This is a genomic window from Microbispora rosea (genome assembly GCF_900156315.1).
Lineage (GTDB): Bacteria > Actinomycetota > Actinomycetes > Streptosporangiales > Streptosporangiaceae > Microbispora > Microbispora rosea.
On sequence record NZ_FTNI01000033.1, the window covers coordinates 92,520 to 109,418 of the forward strand.

The following is a 16,899-nucleotide window of genomic DNA, read 5'->3' on the forward strand; positions in this document are numbered from 1 at the left end:
ACGGACAGCCGTACGTGACCCGATACTGCCTCTTCGACCTCGACGGCACGCTGACCGACCCCGAGACCGGCATCGTCGCGTCGCTGCGGCACGCCCTGTCCGCGGTCGGCATCGCGGAGGTGGAGCACGAGCGGCTCCGCACCATGATCGGCCCTCCCCTTCCGGAGGGACTCCTCCTGCTCGGCGTGCCGCCGGAGCGTCTGGACGAGGCGATCCACGCGTACCGCGAGCGCTACACCGACGGGATGTACGAGAACGAGGTCATCGAGGGGATCCCCGCCGTGCTGGAGGCGCTCGTCGCCGACGGCTGGACCCTGGCGGTGGCGACCTCGAAGCCGGCCGTCTACGCGGAGAAGATCCTGGTGCACTTCGGGCTCGACGGCTTCTTCGCGTACGTGGCCGGGGCGACGCTCGACGGGTCACGACGGCACAAGGCGGACGTCGTCCGGCACGCGCTCGACGTCCTCGGCGCCCCGCCCGAGGCGGCCGTCATGATCGGCGACCGCAGGGAGGACGTCGCCGGCGCGGCCACCTGCCGGGTGCGGAGCATCGCCGTCACCTGGGGGTTCGGCGAGGTGGCCGACTTCGCCGATCCCGGCCTCGTCGCCGTGGTCGACACCCCCGAACGCCTTCTCGATGTGCTCTCCCAAACGGCCATCCCTGAAATGGATACGCCCGGCGGGTCGTAACGCACGAATACGCCAGCGTACGAGGCGAAATCGCCTTGACGTGATCGGGGTGGACATGGCTAGATCACTGTCGTGATCATCACATTCCCTCGGAAACGTCCCAGTCGTTCCAGCACATCGGAATCAGGAATTCCCGGGCGCTCGTCGCCCCGCGAAGAGAGCGGCGGATTCCATAAGTCGTCAATCACCCGGCTGCTGGCCTGCCTCGCAACCACTTTGGCGGTGACAGCCGGCCTTTTTGTCGTGCACGCACCGGCCGCCTCGGCCGCCGACATCACGACCGACCTGGGCATCACGAGCGGCGGTGACGTGGTCGCGGGCGGAGGAAAGGCCTTCATCGCCGGGGGCGACCGAATTCTTGTCGTCAATGCCAACGGCACGCCCAACGCCACCATCGCCGGGCTGTCCGGTGCGCTGGGCCTTGCCATCGCGCCGAACGGCACACGGCTGTATGCGGCGCTACGCGATTCGAACGAGGTTGCCGTGATCGACACCGCCAGCCTCGAAATCATCCGGCTGATCAGCCTGGCCGAATACCCATGCCCGACCAACTTGGCACTGTCGGGCACACGGCTCTTCGTGGGATATGGGTGCGACCAATGGGATGGCGGTGTCGTCCGCATCGACACGTCGTTCGGACACGCATCACGACTGACCCCGGTGGCATCGACCTATGCCAGCCCCAAGGTCGCCGCCGCCGGAAACACTCTGGTGGTCGGCGACTCGGGGCACTCCCCGGCCAGCCTGACGGTGTACGACGTAATCAGGTCCCAAGCTACTCTGCGCGGCATCATCGACGGCTACGACTACGACACGGGCTTCCTGGGAGACCTCGCCATCACACCGGACGGCTCGACGGTCATCGCGACATTCCTCGATTCGCACGAATACTTCGCCTGGGACACGAGCGGCCTCCAGAAGGTCCGCGCCTACGGCCCGGATCCGACCGCCGGCTACTACTTGCCGGTCGTCGCGGTCAGCCCGGACGGAACTCTCGTCGCGGGCGGACGCGGGACCAAGTCAGGACTGGGCATGACCCTGTACGACAGCGCGACGGCGGCCCCGGTCCACACCGGCACGCTCACCGAGCATGGCGGTCGGATGGACCTGCGGAGTCTCACCTTCTCGAATAACGACCTCTTCGCAACATGGAGAGACGTGGATAGCGAGGAGCTGCACCTGTGGCGGCTGGAAACCGGCACGCTCCCGGCATCCACGTTGACCCTGACGGCTCCGTCCACCGGGACCGGGACCGGGGCCGACATACTCACCCTGACCGGCCGGCTCACGCTGCCCGACGGGTCGGCTCCGGGCGAGCAGCCGCTTTCGGTGACCCGCTACGTGAACGACAGCGCCGCACTCACCCGCGAAGTGACGACCGCGGAGGACGGCACGTTCACCTTCGCAGACAGGCCGAGAAGCGCTGGGGTGATCAGATACGACGTGATCTGGAACGGCAGTCCGACCGTGCACTGGAGCACCGCCTCGGCGACCGTCACCTTGGTCAAGGCAGCGTCGTCGATCACCCTGTCCGGACCGGAGACGGGCATCGTCGGCACACAACTCAAGTTCAGCGGGGTGCTCTCCCAGGGTGGTCAACCCGTGGGTTCCACCACCAAGTTGAGGGTCCTGCGCGAGGTCACCAACAGCAGGGGCACCGTGGTAACCGCGCTGCCGTCCGTGTCCACGATCATCTTCGACGGACGATTCCGCTTCATGGATACACCCACCGAGGCGGGCGAGTATTCGTATCGCGTTGAGTTCGACGGCGACCGGGCGAGCCTGCCGACGACGGCCACCCTCGATATGACGGTCGAAGAAGCGCCGCAGGAATGACCGGCACGGCAACCGGACAAGATCGATCAGGGGAGGCTCCCCCACGGACGCCGTCGCGTCCGCCCCTCCCCCGGCTCTGACGATGCGCGGCGGCCTCGGCCTGTCTCCCAACAGGCCGAGGCCGCCGCCTCCGATCTCTAGGCCACCTGGTTCGCCGGGGCGGCGGCCGCGAGGCGGACGGCGTTGGCAGCGGCGTCGTCGATCTCACGCTGCGCGGCGAGGTCGGCCTCCACGCCGGAGCGGTAGGCGTCGATCTCCGCGCGCATCCGGTCGTCGTCCCAGCCGAGGACGGGCGCGATCAGCGCGGCGACCTCGGGGGCCGCCGCGAGCCCGTGGTCCCGCTCCTCGATGAAGACCCGGGTGCGCCGGACCAGGACGTCCTCCAGGTGCAGCGCCCCCTCGTGCGTGACCGCGTACACGGCCTCGGCCTTGAGGTAGCCCTCCGCGCCGGGGATCGGCTCGCCCAGGCCGGGATCGGCCTCGACCAGCGCGAGCACCTCCTCGACGCAGGAGCCGTACCGGCCGAGCAGGTGCTCGACGCGCGCGACGGGCAGCCCCGCGCGCCCGGCGAGACGGCGCCTGTTGTTGCGCAGCGCCTCGAACCCGGCGGCCCCGAGGACCGGGACGCGGTCGGTGACCGACGCGGGCACCTTCTGGCCGAGGCCGGCCACCGCGACGTCGACGGCGTCCTTGGCCATCACGCGATAGGTGGTGTACTTGCCGCCCGCGACGATGACCAGGCCGGGCTCGGGCCGGATGACCGCGTGCTCCCTGGACAGCTTCACGGTCGGCGACGACGACCCCGACCCGCCCAGCAGCGGGCGCAGGCCCGCGTAGACGCCTTCGATGTCGTCGTGGGTGAGCGGCGTCCGCAGCACGGCGTTGACGTGCTCCAGGATGTAGTCGATGTCGGCCCGGGTGGGGGCCGGCTCGACCTTGTCCAGGTCCCAGGGGGTGTCGGTGGTGCCGACGATCCAGTGCGGGCCCCAGGGGATGACGAACAGCACGCTCTTCTCCGTGCGCAGGATCAGCCCGGTGTCGAGCCGGATCCGCTCCCTCGGCACGACGAGGTGCACGCCCTTGGACGCCTGGACCGTCACCGACCCCCGGGAGCCCGGCGACGCTCCCGCGAGCCGCTGGATCTCGTCGGTCCAAACGCCGGTGGCGTTGATCACCTGACGGGCCCTGACCCGCAGCTCGGCGCCGCCCTCCAGGTCGCGCACCACCGCGCCGGTGACCCGTGCCCCTCCGTCCGGCAACTCGTCGCGCAGGAACCCGGTGACCTTCGTGCGGGTGGTGACGCAGGCGCCGTACTGCACGGCCGTGCGGGCCACCGTCATCGTGAAGCGGGCGTCGTCGACCTGGGCGTCGTAGTACTTGATCGCCCCTACGAGCGCGTCGCTGCGCAGGCCGGGTGCCTCGCGCAGAGCCCGGCTGTGGCTGAGCTGGCGGTGCCGCGGCAGCACGCGGGCGCCGCCGAGCGTGTCGTAGAGCAGCACGCCCGCGCCGACGTAGCCGCGCTCCCAGACGCGGTGACGCAGCGGGAACAGGAACGGCACCGGACGCACCAGGTGCGGGGCCAGCCGGGTCACCAGCAGGCCCCGCTCCCTGAGCGCCTCCCGCACCAGCCGGAAGTCGAGCTGCTCCAGGTAGCGCAGCCCGCCGTGGATCAGCTTGCTCGACCGGCTCGACGTGCCGGCCGCGAGGTCACGGGCCTCCACCAGCGCGACGGACAGGCCACGCGAGACCGCGTCGAGCGCGACCCCGGCGCCGACCACCCCGCCGCCGACGACCAGGACGTCGAACTCGTCCTCGGCCAGCCTCCGCAGCGCCGCCTCCCGAGCGCGGGGACCCATGGGTACAGACATATCGGTGTTGACTCCCTCGTTCTTGTCAGCGGCCCGGTTCTGTCGGGCGGCTCAGTCGACGTCGACCCAGTCGAGTGTCCGCTGGACGGCCTTGCGCCATCCGGCGTAGCCGCGCTCGCGCTGCTCGTCGCTCCAGGTGGGCTCCCAGCGGCGGTCCTCGTGCCAGTTGCGCTTGAGGTCGTCGGTGGACTTCCAGAAGCCCACGGCGAGCCCGGCGGCGTACGCGGCGCCGAGCGCGGTGGTCTCGGCGACCACCGGACGCGACACCGGGACGCCGAGGATGTCGGCCTGCATCTGCATGCACAGCTCGTTGGCCGTCACGCCGCCGTCCACCCGCAGCACGTCGAGGACGACGCCGGAGTCCTGCTCCATCGCGCCGACCACGTCCTTGGTCTGGTAGCAGATCGATTCGAGCGTGGCGCGGGCCAGGTGGGCGTTGGTGTTGTAGCGGGACAGGCCGACGATGGCGCCGCGGGCGTCGGAGCGCCAGTAGGGCGCGAACAGGCCGGAGAACGCGGGCACGAAGTAGACGCCGCCGTTGTCCTCGACCTGCCGGGCGAGCGCCTCGCTCTGCGACGCCCCCGAGATGATGCCGAGCTGGTCGCGCAGCCACTGCACCGCGGAGCCGGTGACCGCGATCGACCCCTCCAGGGCGTACACGGGCTTGGCGGAGCCGAACTGGTAGCAGACCGTGGTGAGCAGGCCGTGCTGGGAGCGCACGAGCTCGGTGCCGGTGTTGAGCAGCAGGAAGTTGCCCGTGCCGTAGGTGTTCTTGGCCGTGCCGGGCTCGAAGCAGACCTGGCCGACGGTCGCGGCCTGCTGGTCGCCGAGGTCGCCCGCGAGGGGGACCTCGCCGCCGAGCGGGCCGCCGGCGCGGGTCACGCCGTACAGGTCGGGGTTGGAGGAGGGCCGGATCTCGGGGAGCATCTGACGGGGCACGCCGAAGAACGACAGCAGCTCGTCGTCCCAGTCGAGCGTCTCCAGGTTCATCAGCATCGTGCGGCTGGCGTTGGTCGGGTCGGTGACGTGGACGCCGCCGTCGACGCCGCCCGTCAGGTTCCACAGCAGCCAGGTGTCGGTGTTGCCGAAGATCGCGTCACCGCGCTCGGCGGCCTCACGCACGCCGGGGACGTTCTCCAGGATCCACTGGATCTTGCCGCCCGAGAAGTAGGTGGCGGGCGGCAGGCCGGCCTTGCGCCGGATCACCTCGCCCTTGCCCTCCCGATCCAGGGCCGAGGCGATGCGGTCGGTGCGGGTGTCCTGCCAGACGATGGCGTTGTAGTAGGGCCGGCCGGTGCGCCGGTCCCAGACGACGGCGGTCTCGCGCTGGTTGGTGATGCCGAGCGCCGCGAGGTCGGAGGCGTGCAGGCCCGCGGTCCGCATCGCGGTCTCGATCACCGCCCGGGTGCGCTCCCAGATCTCGGTCGGGTTGTGCTCGACCCAGCCCGCCTGCGGCAGGATCTGCTGATGTTCCAGCTGGTGGCGGGCGACCTCGTTGCCGCCGTGATCGAAGATCATGAAACGGGTGCTGGTCGTCCCCTGGTCGACCGCGCCGACGTAGTCTGCCATTCTCGTTGCGCCTCTCGTTTCGGTGAGGTGGACGTTGCTGGTCTCGGCCCCGGGGATGATCAGCCGGCCTGCGCGGCGGGCTCCGGCGTGCGGCCGGGCTCCGACGCGTCCGTACGCGGCAGGAAACGGGCGACCAGGAGCTGGTAGAGCCCGGCGCCGATGACGCCGCCGACCAGAGGGCCGATGATCGGCACCCAGAAGTAGAGCCCACCGTACTGGTCGCGGAACGCCGAGCCGTACCCCGTGAAGAACGAGGCGAGGCGCGGGCCGAAGTCGCGGGCGGGGTTGATGGCGTAGCCGGCGTCGGTCCCCCACGCCATGCCGATCGCGACCACGAGCAGGCCGACGATGACCGGCGCGAGGTTGGCGAGCGGCGCGGAGTTGCGCTCGTCGGAGATCGCGAAGATCAGGAACAGCAGGATCGCCGTGCCGATGATCTGGTCGCGCAGCGCTCCCCACTGGGTGACCGGCAGCGTGCCGTTGCCGGGGAGGGTGGAGAAGACCCCCTGCGTCTTGATCGTGTGGCCGGGGTCGACCTTGGCCAGGACCTCGGCGTAGTTCCACCGGACGAGCAGCGCCGCCACGAAGGCGCCCGCGGTCTGCGCCAGCGCGTACGGCAGGACCTTCCGCCAGGAGAAGTCCTTGAAGACCGCGAGGGCGACCGTCACGGCCGGGTTGAGGTGGGCGCCGCTGATGCGGGCGGCGGTGTAGACCCCGAGGGTCACCCCCAGCCCCCACGCCCACGCGATGCTGTCGTGGTCGCCGATGCCGCCCGCCACCACCTGGGCGACCACCCCGACGCCGAACAGGATGAGGATCGCCGTGCCCGCGAACTCGGCCGCGAGCTCACCCGCAAGTGGATTGAGTAGCCGCCGGTCGCTTCGCCCTTCCGCCATGTGTCTCCTCCTTGACCACGCCCGTCACATCCAGAAGTGCCCGTTGTGAGCACTGCCGGTCGTCCGGACGTTAAACGCCGCCCAAGGGAGCGTCAACGAAAGATCGTCGGCATTGTCGAACACTGGTCACATTCAGAACCGCGTACTACGCTCCCCGGGTATGACGCGAACAATCACATTTCGCGCAAACCTGTCCCATTACCGAAGATCTTTCAGCAGCTCAGCGCACCTGCACCGGCGGGGTGTCGGCATTGTCGAACACCAGTCGACATCGCTAGGATCCGGGGCGTGCCAGGTCCGGTCCAGTCCATCGAGCGCGCCGCCGCGATCCTGCGGCTGCTCGCCCAGGGATCGGGGCGGCTCGGCCTCACCGAGATCGCGAACTCCCTCGGACTGGCCCGCGGCACGGCGCACGGCATCCTGCGCACCCTCCAGCTCGTCGGCTTCGTCGAGCAGGACGAGGCGACGGGCAAGTACCAGCTCGGCGCGGCACTGCTGCACCTGGGCACCAGCTACCTCGACGTGAACGAGCTCCGCTCCCGGGCGATCAACTGGGCCGACGCCCTGGCCGCGCGCAGCGGCGAGGCGGTGCGGATCGGCACCCACCTGCAGGGCAAGGTCCTGGTCGTCCACCACGTCTTCCGGCCCGACGACAGCCTGCAGACGCTCGACGTCGGCATGCTCCTGCCCATGCACGCCACGGCGATCGGCAAGGTGCTGCTCGCCTACGACGCCAACGCGGCCGCCGCACTGCATGACGCCGTACAGGACGGGGAGCTGGAGCAGTTCACCCGCCGCACCGTGCGAACGCACAGGGAGATGTCGCGCGTGCTCACGACCGTGCGCGAGCACGGCTGGGCGTCGGACGTCGACGAGGCCGGCATGGGCGAGGCGGGGGTGGCCGCCCCGATCCGGGGGTACGGCGGTCTCGTGGTGGGCGCGATGGGCATCTCCGGCGCCACCGAGCGGATCTGCGACCCCGGCGGGCGTCCCCGCCCCGACCTGGTGGGCTATGTGCGCGACGCGGCGCGTGCCGTCTCCCGCGACCTCGGCGCCTCCCGCTGGTGACCCTCTCCACTCCCCACACCGCTTCCGCCGCCAGAAGGTAGGCCCGCCGTGACCCAGCGTTATGTGATGTCCATCGACCAAGGCACCACCTCGACCCGGTGCATTTTGTTCGACCAGCGCGGCCGGCTGGTCTCGGTGACGCAGCGGGAGCACAAGCAGCACTTCCCCCGTCCCGGATGGGTGGAGCACGACGCGGTCGAGATCTGGCGCAACCTGGAGCGGATCGGGCCGGAGGCGCTCGCCCAGGCGGGCATCGGGCCCGGCGAGGTCGCCGCCGTCGGCATCGCCAACCAGCGGGAGACGGCGGTGCTGTGGGACCGGCGCACGGGCGTCCCGGTCGCCCCCGCCGTCGTCTGGCAGGACACCCGGACCGACACGCTGGTCGACGAGCTGTCCCGCCGCCCCGACGCGCACGTGGTGCGCGAGCGCTGCGGCCTGCCCCTTGCCACGTACTTCTCCGCCCCCACCGTCCGCTGGCTGCTGGACAGCACCGACGGGTTGCGCGAACGCGCCGAGCGCGGCGACGTCCTGTTCGGCACGATGGAGAGCTGGCTCATCTGGAACCTCACCGGCGGGCCGGACGGGGGCGTCCACGTCACCGACGTGACCAACGCCAGCCGCACGCTGCTGATGAACCTGCGCGACCTCGACTGGGACCCGGTCCTGCTCGGCTTCTTCGGCATTCCCCGCGTGATGCTGCCGCAGATCCGCCCGTCCAGCGAGACGTACGGCACGGCACGGCGGGTGCTGCCCGGCGTGCGGATCTCCGCCGCGCTCGGCGACCAGCAGGCCGCGCTGTTCGGGCAGACCTGCTTCCACCGCGGCGAGGCCAAGTGCACCTACGGCACCGGCGCCTTCCTGCTGCTCAACACCGGAACCGAGCCGGTCGCCTCCACCCACGGCCTGCTCACCACGGTCGGCTACCAGATCGGCGACCAGCCCGCGGTGTACGCCCTGGAGGGCTCCATCGCGGTCACCGGCGCGCTCGTGCAGTGGTTCAGGGACCGGCTCGGGATCATCAGCACCGCCCCGGAGATCGAGACCCTGGCCCGCACGGTCGACGACAACGGCGGCTGCTACATCGTCCCGGCGTTCTCCGGGCTGTTCGCGCCCCACTGGCGCAGCGAGGCCCGCGGGGTCATCGTCGGGCTCACCTCGTACATCACCAAGGGCCATCTCGCCCGCGCCGTGCTGGAGGCCACGGGCTGGCAGACCCGCGAGGTGGTGGACGCCATGAACGCCGACGCGGGGATCGCCCTCACCACGCTCAAGGTCGACGGCGGCATGACGTCCGACAACCTGCTCATGCAGTTCATCGCCGACGTGCTGGACGTGCCGGTGGTCCGGCCCATGGTCGCGGAGACCGTCTCCCTCGGCGCGGCGTACGCCGCCGGGCTCGCCGTCGGCTACTGGCCCGACCTGGAGGGCCTGCGGCGCAACTGGCACCGCGCCGCCCAGTGGACGCCGGCGATGGACCCGCAACGGCGCGAGGACGAATACGACAACTGGCGGCGGGCGGTCGAGCGCGCCCTCGACTGGATCAAGCCCACCGCGGGCCGGGCCCGCCCCTGACAGCGGCCGGTCGGCGGCTGGTCGATCACCCGCCGCGAGCGGGGGACGGGAGCGGCCTTCTCCACCGGCCAGACCGTCCTCCCCCATCAACGGTGGTCCCCCGGACCTAGCGAGGCCTCCGCGAGCGCTGTCAGGCCTCGTCAGTGCGCAACCGGACGGTGTGCCGAGGCGGGGTGACGATCGGGATCTCGGTCCAACCGCCGGCCGAGGAGTCCCATGCGATCCCCACCCAACCGGCGCGAGGCGCCTTGCCGACCCCCTGAGCTACTAGGGCGGCGTTCGCGACGATGTGCGGCGGGAGATCGCTGGGAAACGAAATGAGGATCTTCAGCTCGGGGTCCGCCAGATAGATGATCCCCTTTTTGCGCTGGCTCCTGAGTCTCCTCCGGTCCCTTCTCCAACCCCTTTCACGAATCCACGCATACATGTCTTCGCCGGTTTTCGTGGCGAAGGCTTGAAGGAATGGAATCAGAGTCACCGCGGCGACGGCCCCCATCAGCGCGTCCTGCGCTGACGACTGCGCTCGCGGCGAATATTCCGGCGAGACCGGCGGTGGCTGCCGAACATAGGGTCGCTCTGGTGTCCGATATTCCGGCTGTATCGGCGGCTGCTGACCATGCGGTTGCTCAGGCGGCGGGTTACTGCCCACGATCGGCCTCCAGGCGGGAGAGCCCTATCATCGCTGCGATTTCACCACAGGAAAAGCCTGCTGCTACGACGATCCGTGACTGCGGAAAGGACGTCACCGGCATGGGCGGAGCATTCCAGACGGGACACCCGATACTCCAGCCGTAGACGGCGATCTTACGCGTGGGCTGGTGCAGAGACGCCGACGGACGCGCGATCACCGAGCGACGCCCGCACCTGCGGGCGGAGCCGGAGCTCACCAGGTCATGCTCGCCCACGCCTTCCTCGCCGCGGTTACCGCCCGAGAACGAGCCAGCCAGCCGAACCCGAGCCGGCACCACCGACGCTCGGCGGGATCCGGCATCTGCTTGTCCGGCTGCTCAGCCAGACCTCCCGCAGCGTGATTGACCTGTTGTGCCGGTCTTGCCGGCCACGACGCCATCGAGCCCGCGCCCAGGCCAGCCATCACTGGCGGCAAGCTCTATACGAGCTGCCGCCCCTTGCGCTCAATTTAATGACCATATAGCGTCATCCAGTCAATCAATGAGGATGGGCGGATGACCAAAGTGGGACGGCCCCCGCAGGATCCGGCGCGCCAGGTGGAGCGGGCGCACCGCATCCTCGACGCCGCCGCCGAGCTGATCGGCCGCTGGGGCTACGACAAGACGACCATCGACGACGTCGCCAAACAGGCCGGCGTCGCCAAGGGCACCATCTATCTGCACTGGAGGACGCGCGACGCGCTCTTCGCCGCGCTACTGCGCCGGGAGCGGGTGCGGATGCTCGAGGAGGTGCGGCGGAGCGCTCCCGCCACCCCGCGCGATCTGTTCGCCGGGATCGCCGCGGGCCTGCTGCGCCGGCCGTTGCTCAAGGCGGCGCTCGTCGGCGACTCGGAGGTGCTCGGCAAGCTCGTCCGGCAGAAGCGGCACGGCCCCGGCGCGGTGAACCCGGGCGAGGCGTTGGACGCCTACTACGCCGCGCTGATCCAGGTGGGCGCTGCCAGAGACCTGTCGGGCGACCACGTCCTGGTGATCGGCTCGATCATTTACGGGTTCCTCACCGTGCCGTGGATGCTCCCCGGCGGGCCTCCCCCGGAGGAGCGACTCGCCCCGCTGCTCGCCGACATGGTCGAGCGCGCCATCGGCACCGGACGGGCGCTGCCGGATGACGCCGTAGACGCCGTGGAACGGGCCACCCTCGACTATCTCGACTCGATGACTTACGTCGCCCGGCGCAAGCTGGCGGATTCCCTGAGCTCTCCGAGGAGCGTGTGACATGAAGGTCGTCATCCCCCTGGACGACACCGGCGCCGACCTCGCCACCGTGGGCGGGAAGGGCGCCTCGCTGGCCACCCTCGCACGGGCAGGGCTGCCCGTCCCCGGCGGATTTCACGTCACCACCGAGGCCTACCGGGCCTTCGTGGCGGACTTCCGCGAGGAGACGCTGGCCGCCGCCGCGGCGGGCGACGCCGAGCGGATCGCGGCCCTGTTCGCCGGGCGCGAGGTTCCCGGCCCGATCGCCACCGAGATCCGCGCCGCCTATGCCGCCTTGGGCGACGACGTCCCGGTGGCCGTGCGCTCGTCCGCCACCGCCGAGGACCTCCCCGGCATGTCGTTCGCCGGGCAGCAGGACACCTTCCTCAACGTCAGAGCCGATGGGCTGCTCGACGCGGTCAAACGCTGCTGGGCCTCCCTCTGGAACTCCCGTGCCATCGCCTACCGGGAGGAGAACGGCGTGCCACACGACGACGTCGCCCTGGCGGTCGTGGTGCAGGAGCTCGTGGACGCCGACGCGGCGGGCGTCATGTTCACCGCCGACCCCGTCACCGGCGCCCGCGACTCGATTGTGATCAACGCGTCGTGGGGCCTGGGTGAGGCCGTGGTCGGCGGCCAGGTCATCCCCGACACGGTCGTCGTCTCCGGCGCCGCGGTCGTCGAGGAGCGGACCGGCGACAAGACCGTCATGACCGTCCTCGCCCCCGGCGGCACCCGCGAGGAGCCGGTCCCCGAGGACATGCGCCGGGCTACCGTCCTCTCCCGGGCGCAGGCCCTGGCGCTGGCCGAGCTGGGAGCGCGCGTCCAGGCGCTGTACGGCAGGCCGATGGACGTGGAATGGACCAGGCGCGCGGGCACGTTCGCCCTCGTCCAGGCCCGCCCGATCACCGCCGCCGGGCCACGCGTGGAGGAGTGGAACGACAGCCTCAAGGGCGACTACCTGTGGACGTCCGGCAACCTCGGGGAGGCCATCCCCGACGTCATGACGCCCATCACCTGGTCGTTCGTCCGCCTGTTCATCAACGAGGCCATGTCGGCGGCCACGATGCCCGGCTTCGATCTGGTCGGCAACATCGGCGGCCGTTTCTACATGAACCTGAGCATCGCGGTCTCCGTCGCCCGGGCGTTGGGCATGGGGAGCAGGCTCGGTGCGATCGAGCAGGTCTTCGGCAAGCTGCCGCCGGGCCTGGACGTGCCGCCGCTCGGGATGTCCCGGTGGCAGATCATCACAACGGCGGTGCCCTTGGCCGTACGCCGCCAGCGCAGGGTCAAGGCGAGCCTCGGAGGCATGCGGGCCTTCCTGTCCACCTCCCTGGAGCGATGCGAGGAACTGCGCGCCGCGATCCGGTCCACCTCGTCGGCGCCGGAACTGGCCGGCCTGTGGTCGCGGGCCGTCGAGCCGCATTTCCGCACGGCCTGCCGCATGCTGGAGGCCGCGGGCCGGCAGGGTGGCGGCACGCTCGTCTTCACCCGCGGCAGGCTGCGCACGCTGGTGGGCGAGACCGACGCGGACGCCATCCTGACGGGCGCGGGCGGCGAGGACGAGCTGGCCAGCCTCGGCCTGATTACGGGGCTGGGCCGGCTGGCATCCGGCGAGATCACCAGGGAGACCTTCGCCCGGCTCTATGGCCACCGCGGACCGCACGAGTTCGAGGTGTCCGTCCCGCGCCCCGGGGAGGACCCCGCCTGGATCGACGCCCAGCTCGCGGGGCTGCGGGACACACGGGCCGACGCGGACGTCCTGCTGGCCCGGCAGCGCGAGGCCAGGGAGGAGGCGTGGGCGCGGTTGGCTCGGCGCCACCCCCGCCGCGAGGCCGGGATGCGGGCGAGGGTCGAGCGCTGGGCCGGGGTGGTGCGCGACCGCGAGGCCACCCGGTCGGAGGTCGTCCGCGCGTTCTGGGTGCTGCGGGCGTTCGTCCTGCGGGCCGGCGAGCTGACCGGTCACGGCGGTGACCTCTTCCACCTCTACCTGGACGAACTGCTCGCCGTGCTCCGCGGCGACGCCACTCCCTTGCAGCGGGTGCCCGTCCGGCGGGCGACGTACGAGATGTACGCGGCGCTCCCGCCCTACCCGACGCTCATCGTGGGCCGGTTCGACCCGGTCCGCTGGGCGGCAGACCCCCGCAGGCGCGCCGACATCTACGATGCCCGCGGCGGCGTCCCCCCGGCCGTGGACACCGTGACCGGCTTCCCCGGCGCGCCGGGCGTGGTCGAGGGTGTCGCCAGGGTGATCGCCCGCCCCGAGGACGGCGATCGGCTCCGGCCCGGTGAGATCCTGGTCACCACGCTCACCAACGTGGGCTGGACGCCGCTGTTCCCGCGCGCGGCGGCCGTGGTCACCGACGTCGGGGCGCCTCTCTCGCACGCCTCCATCGTGGCCCGCGAGCTGGGCATCCCCGCCGTCGTGGGCACCGGCAACGCCACCATGCGGGTACGCGACGGCGACAGGATCAGGGTGGACGGCGCGAACGGCACGGTGGAACTGCTCGGCGCTTGAAGCCGCTGACCGAACTCGGGGCCGCTACCGGCGATGCGGAGCGGCGGGCATGGCCCACCACCCGCCGGTCGCGGCGGCGGCGACGCCCCGCCATCCGCGCGGAGCCGGGACGGCTCAGGAGGTCGGGCCGATGTCGGGCTCGGGTTCGGGCATCGCCGACTCCGTCCCGGTCGGCGGCGGCGTCTCCGCGGCCGGCGTCTCGATGTCGGACACGTCGCCGATCATCTCCTCCAGGCCCCCGTCGTCCGGTTCCGGCGTCAGCGGCTCGGGCGAGGCGCCCCTCGCGTCCTTCGCTCCTGATCTGTCCGCCACCACGTCCGCGTCTCCTCCCACATGTCCTCGCTGCTGTCCGCCGGTCCCCCCGGCCTGCGGATCGCGCATGACCGCTCACCTGCCCCCGTCGTACGGCCTTCATTCATCCTCGCAAAGGCCTGTCATGCGTACGCCCCGGCCTCCCGGGGGTAGACGACAGGTGATCGGAGCGAGGAGTGGACGGGATGGACAGGCGTCGGCGTGAGCTGGTCGACCGGGACCTCGACGAGGCGGCGGCGGACCTCCTGGCGCACGACCCCCGGCTGCGCGGCCTGGACGTGCGGATCCGCTTCGACGGCGGGGTGGCGCACGTCGAGGGGGACGTGCCGTCCACCGCCGAGCTCGCCGTGCTGCGCGAGCGTCTCGGCCGCCTGGCCGGGGTGCTGGCGGTGTGGGACCGGGTGCGGGTGGCCGGCGTCTCGCCCCGCGTCGTCGATCTCGGCTGCGGCGGCACCAAGCAGCACCGCGACAACATCGGCATCGACCTGCGCCCCGGCCCGGTGGTCGACGTGCTGGCCGACCTGGCGTACGGAGTGCCGCTGGCGGACGAGGCGGTGGACCAGATCTTCGTGGTGCACGTGCTGGAACACCTGGCCGACTACCTGCCCCTGCTGCGCGAGTGCCACCGCATGCTGCGGCCGGGCGGCGTGCTGCACGTCCTCGCGCCCTGGTGGCGGCACGTCAACGCGGTGGCCGACCCCACGCACGTCAGGCTGATCGACGTGCAGACGTTCAAGCACCTGTGCCGGCCCGACGACGCGGGCCGGTGCTGGTATCCGCTGCTGGTCACGCGCGACGAGTCCACGGTCTTCGCGGACCTCGTCCCGGCGAAGGACGGCCGGGAGCCCGCCTGCGAGCGGCGGCTGGCGCGCTTCTTCGACTGAGCGGTCCGCCGGGTCGCCGAAGGCGCCCACACCGCGGCAATGCACCCGCACTGGGGTAATTCGTCGCCCAAATCGTCATGGTGTTCGGGCTGACACTACGGGTAGTGGCGCATCGTGGGTAGGTGACGGAGGACCACGGGGGTGGGCAGATGGAGCAGGGCATCCCCCCTTCTCATGATCGTGGGCTCATGCGCGCGTTGACGGGCATGCTGGAGGACAGCCATCTGGTGGCGTTCGAGGACATCCCGTCGCTGGTCGACCGCCACAAACGCGATGCGGGCTTCGCGGAGGTCGGCATCTACCTGGCCGACCTGCAGCAGAGCGTGTTGCGCCGGTTGTACGGCCCCGGCGGGGATGACGCCCAGCCGGAGGAGTTGAAGATCGACACCACGCTCGCCGGGCTCGCCCTGCAGGAGGTGCGCACGCTGCGGAGCGTCACGGAGGGCGACGCCCCCGACCAGTGGTGGGTTCCCGTGCTGGACGGCACCGAGCGCCTCGGCGTGCTGCACATGACCCCCACGTCGGAGGGCGACGACATCGAGGAGCGCATGCGGCACATCGCGTCCCTCATCGCGCTGATCGTCGTCAGCAAGCGCTCGTTCAGCGACTGTCACGCGCGGCTGGTGCGCAGCCGGGAGATGAACGTGGCGGCCGAGATGCAGTGGAACCTCATGCCGCCGCTGACCTTCGCCACGCCGGCGGTGACCATCGGCGCCGTGCTGGAGCCGGCGTACGAGATCGGCGGCGACGCCTTCGACTACTCCACCTCCGGCTCCATGGCGCACGTGAGCGTCTTCGACGCGATGGGCCATGACGTGTCGGCCGGGCTGACCGCGAACCTCGCCGTGGCCGCCTGCCGCAACCACCGGCGGCAGGGCATGAGCCTGGCGCGTAACAGCGAGGCGATCGAGCGGGTACTGATCGAGGAGTTCGGCCGGGGCGACCGCTTCGTCACGGCGATCATCGGCGACCTCGACCTCTCCACCGGCCTGTTCACCTGGGTCAACCGCGGCCACCACGCGCCCGTGCTGATCCGCCACGGCCGCTGGACGTCCACCCTGGACTGCCCGCCCGCCCACCCGATGGGGCTCGACCTCGGCCTGCCCGTCGTTCAGTGCCGCGAACAGCTGGAGCCCGGCGATCGGATCCTTCTCTACACCGACGGCATCACCGAGATGCGCAGCCCCGACAGCGGCGAGTTCGGCCTGGGCCGGTTCGTCGAGTTCATGATCAAGCAGAACGCCGCCGGACTGCCGGTGCCCGAGACGCTGCGCCGCCTGATCCGGACCGTGCTGGAGTATCACGACAACCGGCTGCATGACGACGCGAGCGTGCTGCTGGTCGAGTGGCACGGCAACGCGCACGAGAAGCTCAGCCCTTGACCCGCCCCGCGACGCTCTCCCGTGCGATTCGGGGCGGAAGGGCCGAACCCCCGTCCGCCGCCGGGGACGTGCTCGCGCGGTCCCCGGCGGCGGGTGTGAGTGGGGCTAGCCGTTCCAGGTCCACTTCTGGTTGGTGCCGCCGTGGCAGGAATATAGCTGGATCTTGGTGCCGTTGCCGGTGCCCTGCCCGGTGGCGTCCAGGCACAGCCCGGACTGGACGCCCTGGATGGAGCCGTCGGAGTTGACGCGCCACTTCTGGTTGTCGCCGCCCCAGCAGCTGTAGATCTGCACCTTGGCGCCGTTGCCGGTGCCGGCCGCGTCCAGGCACTTGTTGCCGTACACGCGGATCTCGCCCGCTGAGGTGGAGGACCAGGTCTGGTTGGTCTGGCCGTTGCAGTCCCACAGCTGCACCTGGGTGCCGTCGG

The 16,899-nt window shown here is 71.0% G+C and carries 14 protein-coding genes; 8 read left to right on the top strand and 6 right to left on the bottom strand.

Annotation, left to right across the window (positions count from 1 at the left end; translation table 11 throughout):
* Positions 1–14 precede the first annotated feature (14 nt).
* Both BXA11_RS34515 and BXA11_RS34520 read left to right on the top strand, forming a co-directional pair.
* Entirely contained in the window at positions 15–689 is a 675-nt protein-coding gene (locus tag BXA11_RS34515) for an HAD hydrolase-like protein (protein ID WP_159454893.1), read from the top strand.
* Positions 690–761: 72 nt separating this feature from the next.
* Positions 762–2,525 (top strand): YncE family protein, encoded by a 1,764-nt coding sequence (locus BXA11_RS34520; RefSeq protein ID WP_159454894.1) that lies wholly within the window; start codon positions 762–764, stop codon positions 2,523–2,525.
* Positions 2,526–2,662: 137 nt separating this feature from the next.
* Here the strand turns inward: BXA11_RS34520 and BXA11_RS34525 are convergent, their stop codons facing one another.
* The 3 genes from BXA11_RS34525 to BXA11_RS34535 all read right to left on the bottom strand — a co-directional run bounded on the left by BXA11_RS34525 (position 2,663) and on the right by BXA11_RS34535 (position 6,858).
* Positions 2,663–4,381, bottom strand: a complete 1,719-nt coding sequence (locus BXA11_RS34525; protein ID WP_204054050.1) for a glycerol-3-phosphate dehydrogenase/oxidase — start codon at positions 4,379–4,381, stop codon at positions 2,663–2,665.
* Between the two features lie 63 nt (positions 4,382–4,444).
* Entirely contained in the window at positions 4,445–5,962 is a 1,518-nt protein-coding gene (gene glpK / locus BXA11_RS34530; protein ID WP_030511834.1) for a glycerol kinase GlpK, read from the bottom strand.
* Between the two features lie 59 nt (positions 5,963–6,021).
* Positions 6,022–6,858 carry an MIP/aquaporin family protein gene (locus BXA11_RS34535; RefSeq protein ID WP_030511833.1) on the bottom strand — a complete coding sequence of 279 codons (837 nt, stop codon included), beginning with the start codon at positions 6,856–6,858 and terminating at the stop codon, positions 6,022–6,024.
* A gap of 288 nt (positions 6,859–7,146) precedes the next feature.
* On the opposite strand from BXA11_RS34535, the gene BXA11_RS34540 reads away from it, so the two are divergent.
* Together BXA11_RS34540 and glpK (BXA11_RS34545) are read left to right on the top strand one after the other, a co-directional pair.
* Complete coding sequence (locus BXA11_RS34540; protein ID WP_030511832.1) at positions 7,147–7,926, top strand: IclR family transcriptional regulator; 780 nt, start codon at positions 7,147–7,149, stop codon at positions 7,924–7,926.
* A 48-nt stretch (positions 7,927–7,974) separates the two neighbouring features.
* Positions 7,975–9,498, top strand: coding sequence for a glycerol kinase GlpK (glpK, locus tag BXA11_RS34545; RefSeq protein ID WP_076441371.1), 1,524 nt, complete (start codon positions 7,975–7,977; stop codon positions 9,496–9,498).
* 130 nt (positions 9,499–9,628) lie between these two features.
* On the opposite strand, the gene BXA11_RS34550 is transcribed toward glpK (BXA11_RS34545), so the two are convergent.
* Positions 9,629–9,994, bottom strand: coding sequence for a hypothetical protein (locus BXA11_RS34550; RefSeq protein ID WP_076441373.1), 366 nt, complete (start codon positions 9,992–9,994; stop codon positions 9,629–9,631).
* Between the two features lie 688 nt (positions 9,995–10,682).
* Between BXA11_RS34550 and BXA11_RS44115 the strand changes: the two genes are divergently transcribed.
* The gene (locus BXA11_RS44115) at positions 10,683–11,399 is read left to right on the top strand and encodes a TetR/AcrR family transcriptional regulator (RefSeq protein ID WP_076441375.1); all 717 of its coding nucleotides are present in this window, start codon (positions 10,683–10,685) and stop codon (positions 11,397–11,399) included.
* Position 11,400: 1 nt separating this feature from the next.
* On the top strand, positions 11,401–13,896 hold the full coding sequence (locus BXA11_RS34560) for a PEP/pyruvate-binding domain-containing protein (protein WP_076441377.1): 2,496 nt from the start codon (positions 11,401–11,403) through the stop codon (positions 13,894–13,896).
* 114 nt (positions 13,897–14,010) lie between these two features.
* Here BXA11_RS34560 and BXA11_RS34565 read toward each other — a convergent pair whose 3' ends face one another.
* On the bottom strand, positions 14,011–14,277 hold the full coding sequence (locus tag BXA11_RS34565) for a hypothetical protein (RefSeq protein ID WP_143734690.1): 267 nt from the start codon (positions 14,275–14,277) through the stop codon (positions 14,011–14,013).
* Between the two features lie 116 nt (positions 14,278–14,393).
* Between BXA11_RS34565 and BXA11_RS34570 the strand changes: the two genes are divergently transcribed.
* Positions 14,394–15,092 (top strand): methyltransferase domain-containing protein, encoded by a 699-nt coding sequence (locus BXA11_RS34570; RefSeq protein WP_076441381.1) that lies wholly within the window; start codon positions 14,394–14,396, stop codon positions 15,090–15,092.
* A 188-nt stretch (positions 15,093–15,280) separates the two neighbouring features.
* Positions 15,281–16,474, top strand: coding sequence for a PP2C family protein-serine/threonine phosphatase (locus BXA11_RS34575; protein ID WP_083744791.1), 1,194 nt, complete (start codon positions 15,281–15,283; stop codon positions 16,472–16,474).
* A gap of 105 nt (positions 16,475–16,579) precedes the next feature.
* On the opposite strand, the gene BXA11_RS34580 is transcribed toward BXA11_RS34575, so the two are convergent.
* Positions 16,580–16,899 (bottom strand): RICIN domain-containing protein (locus BXA11_RS34580; RefSeq protein ID WP_143734691.1); only part of this gene is annotated, 320 nt, incomplete at its 5' end.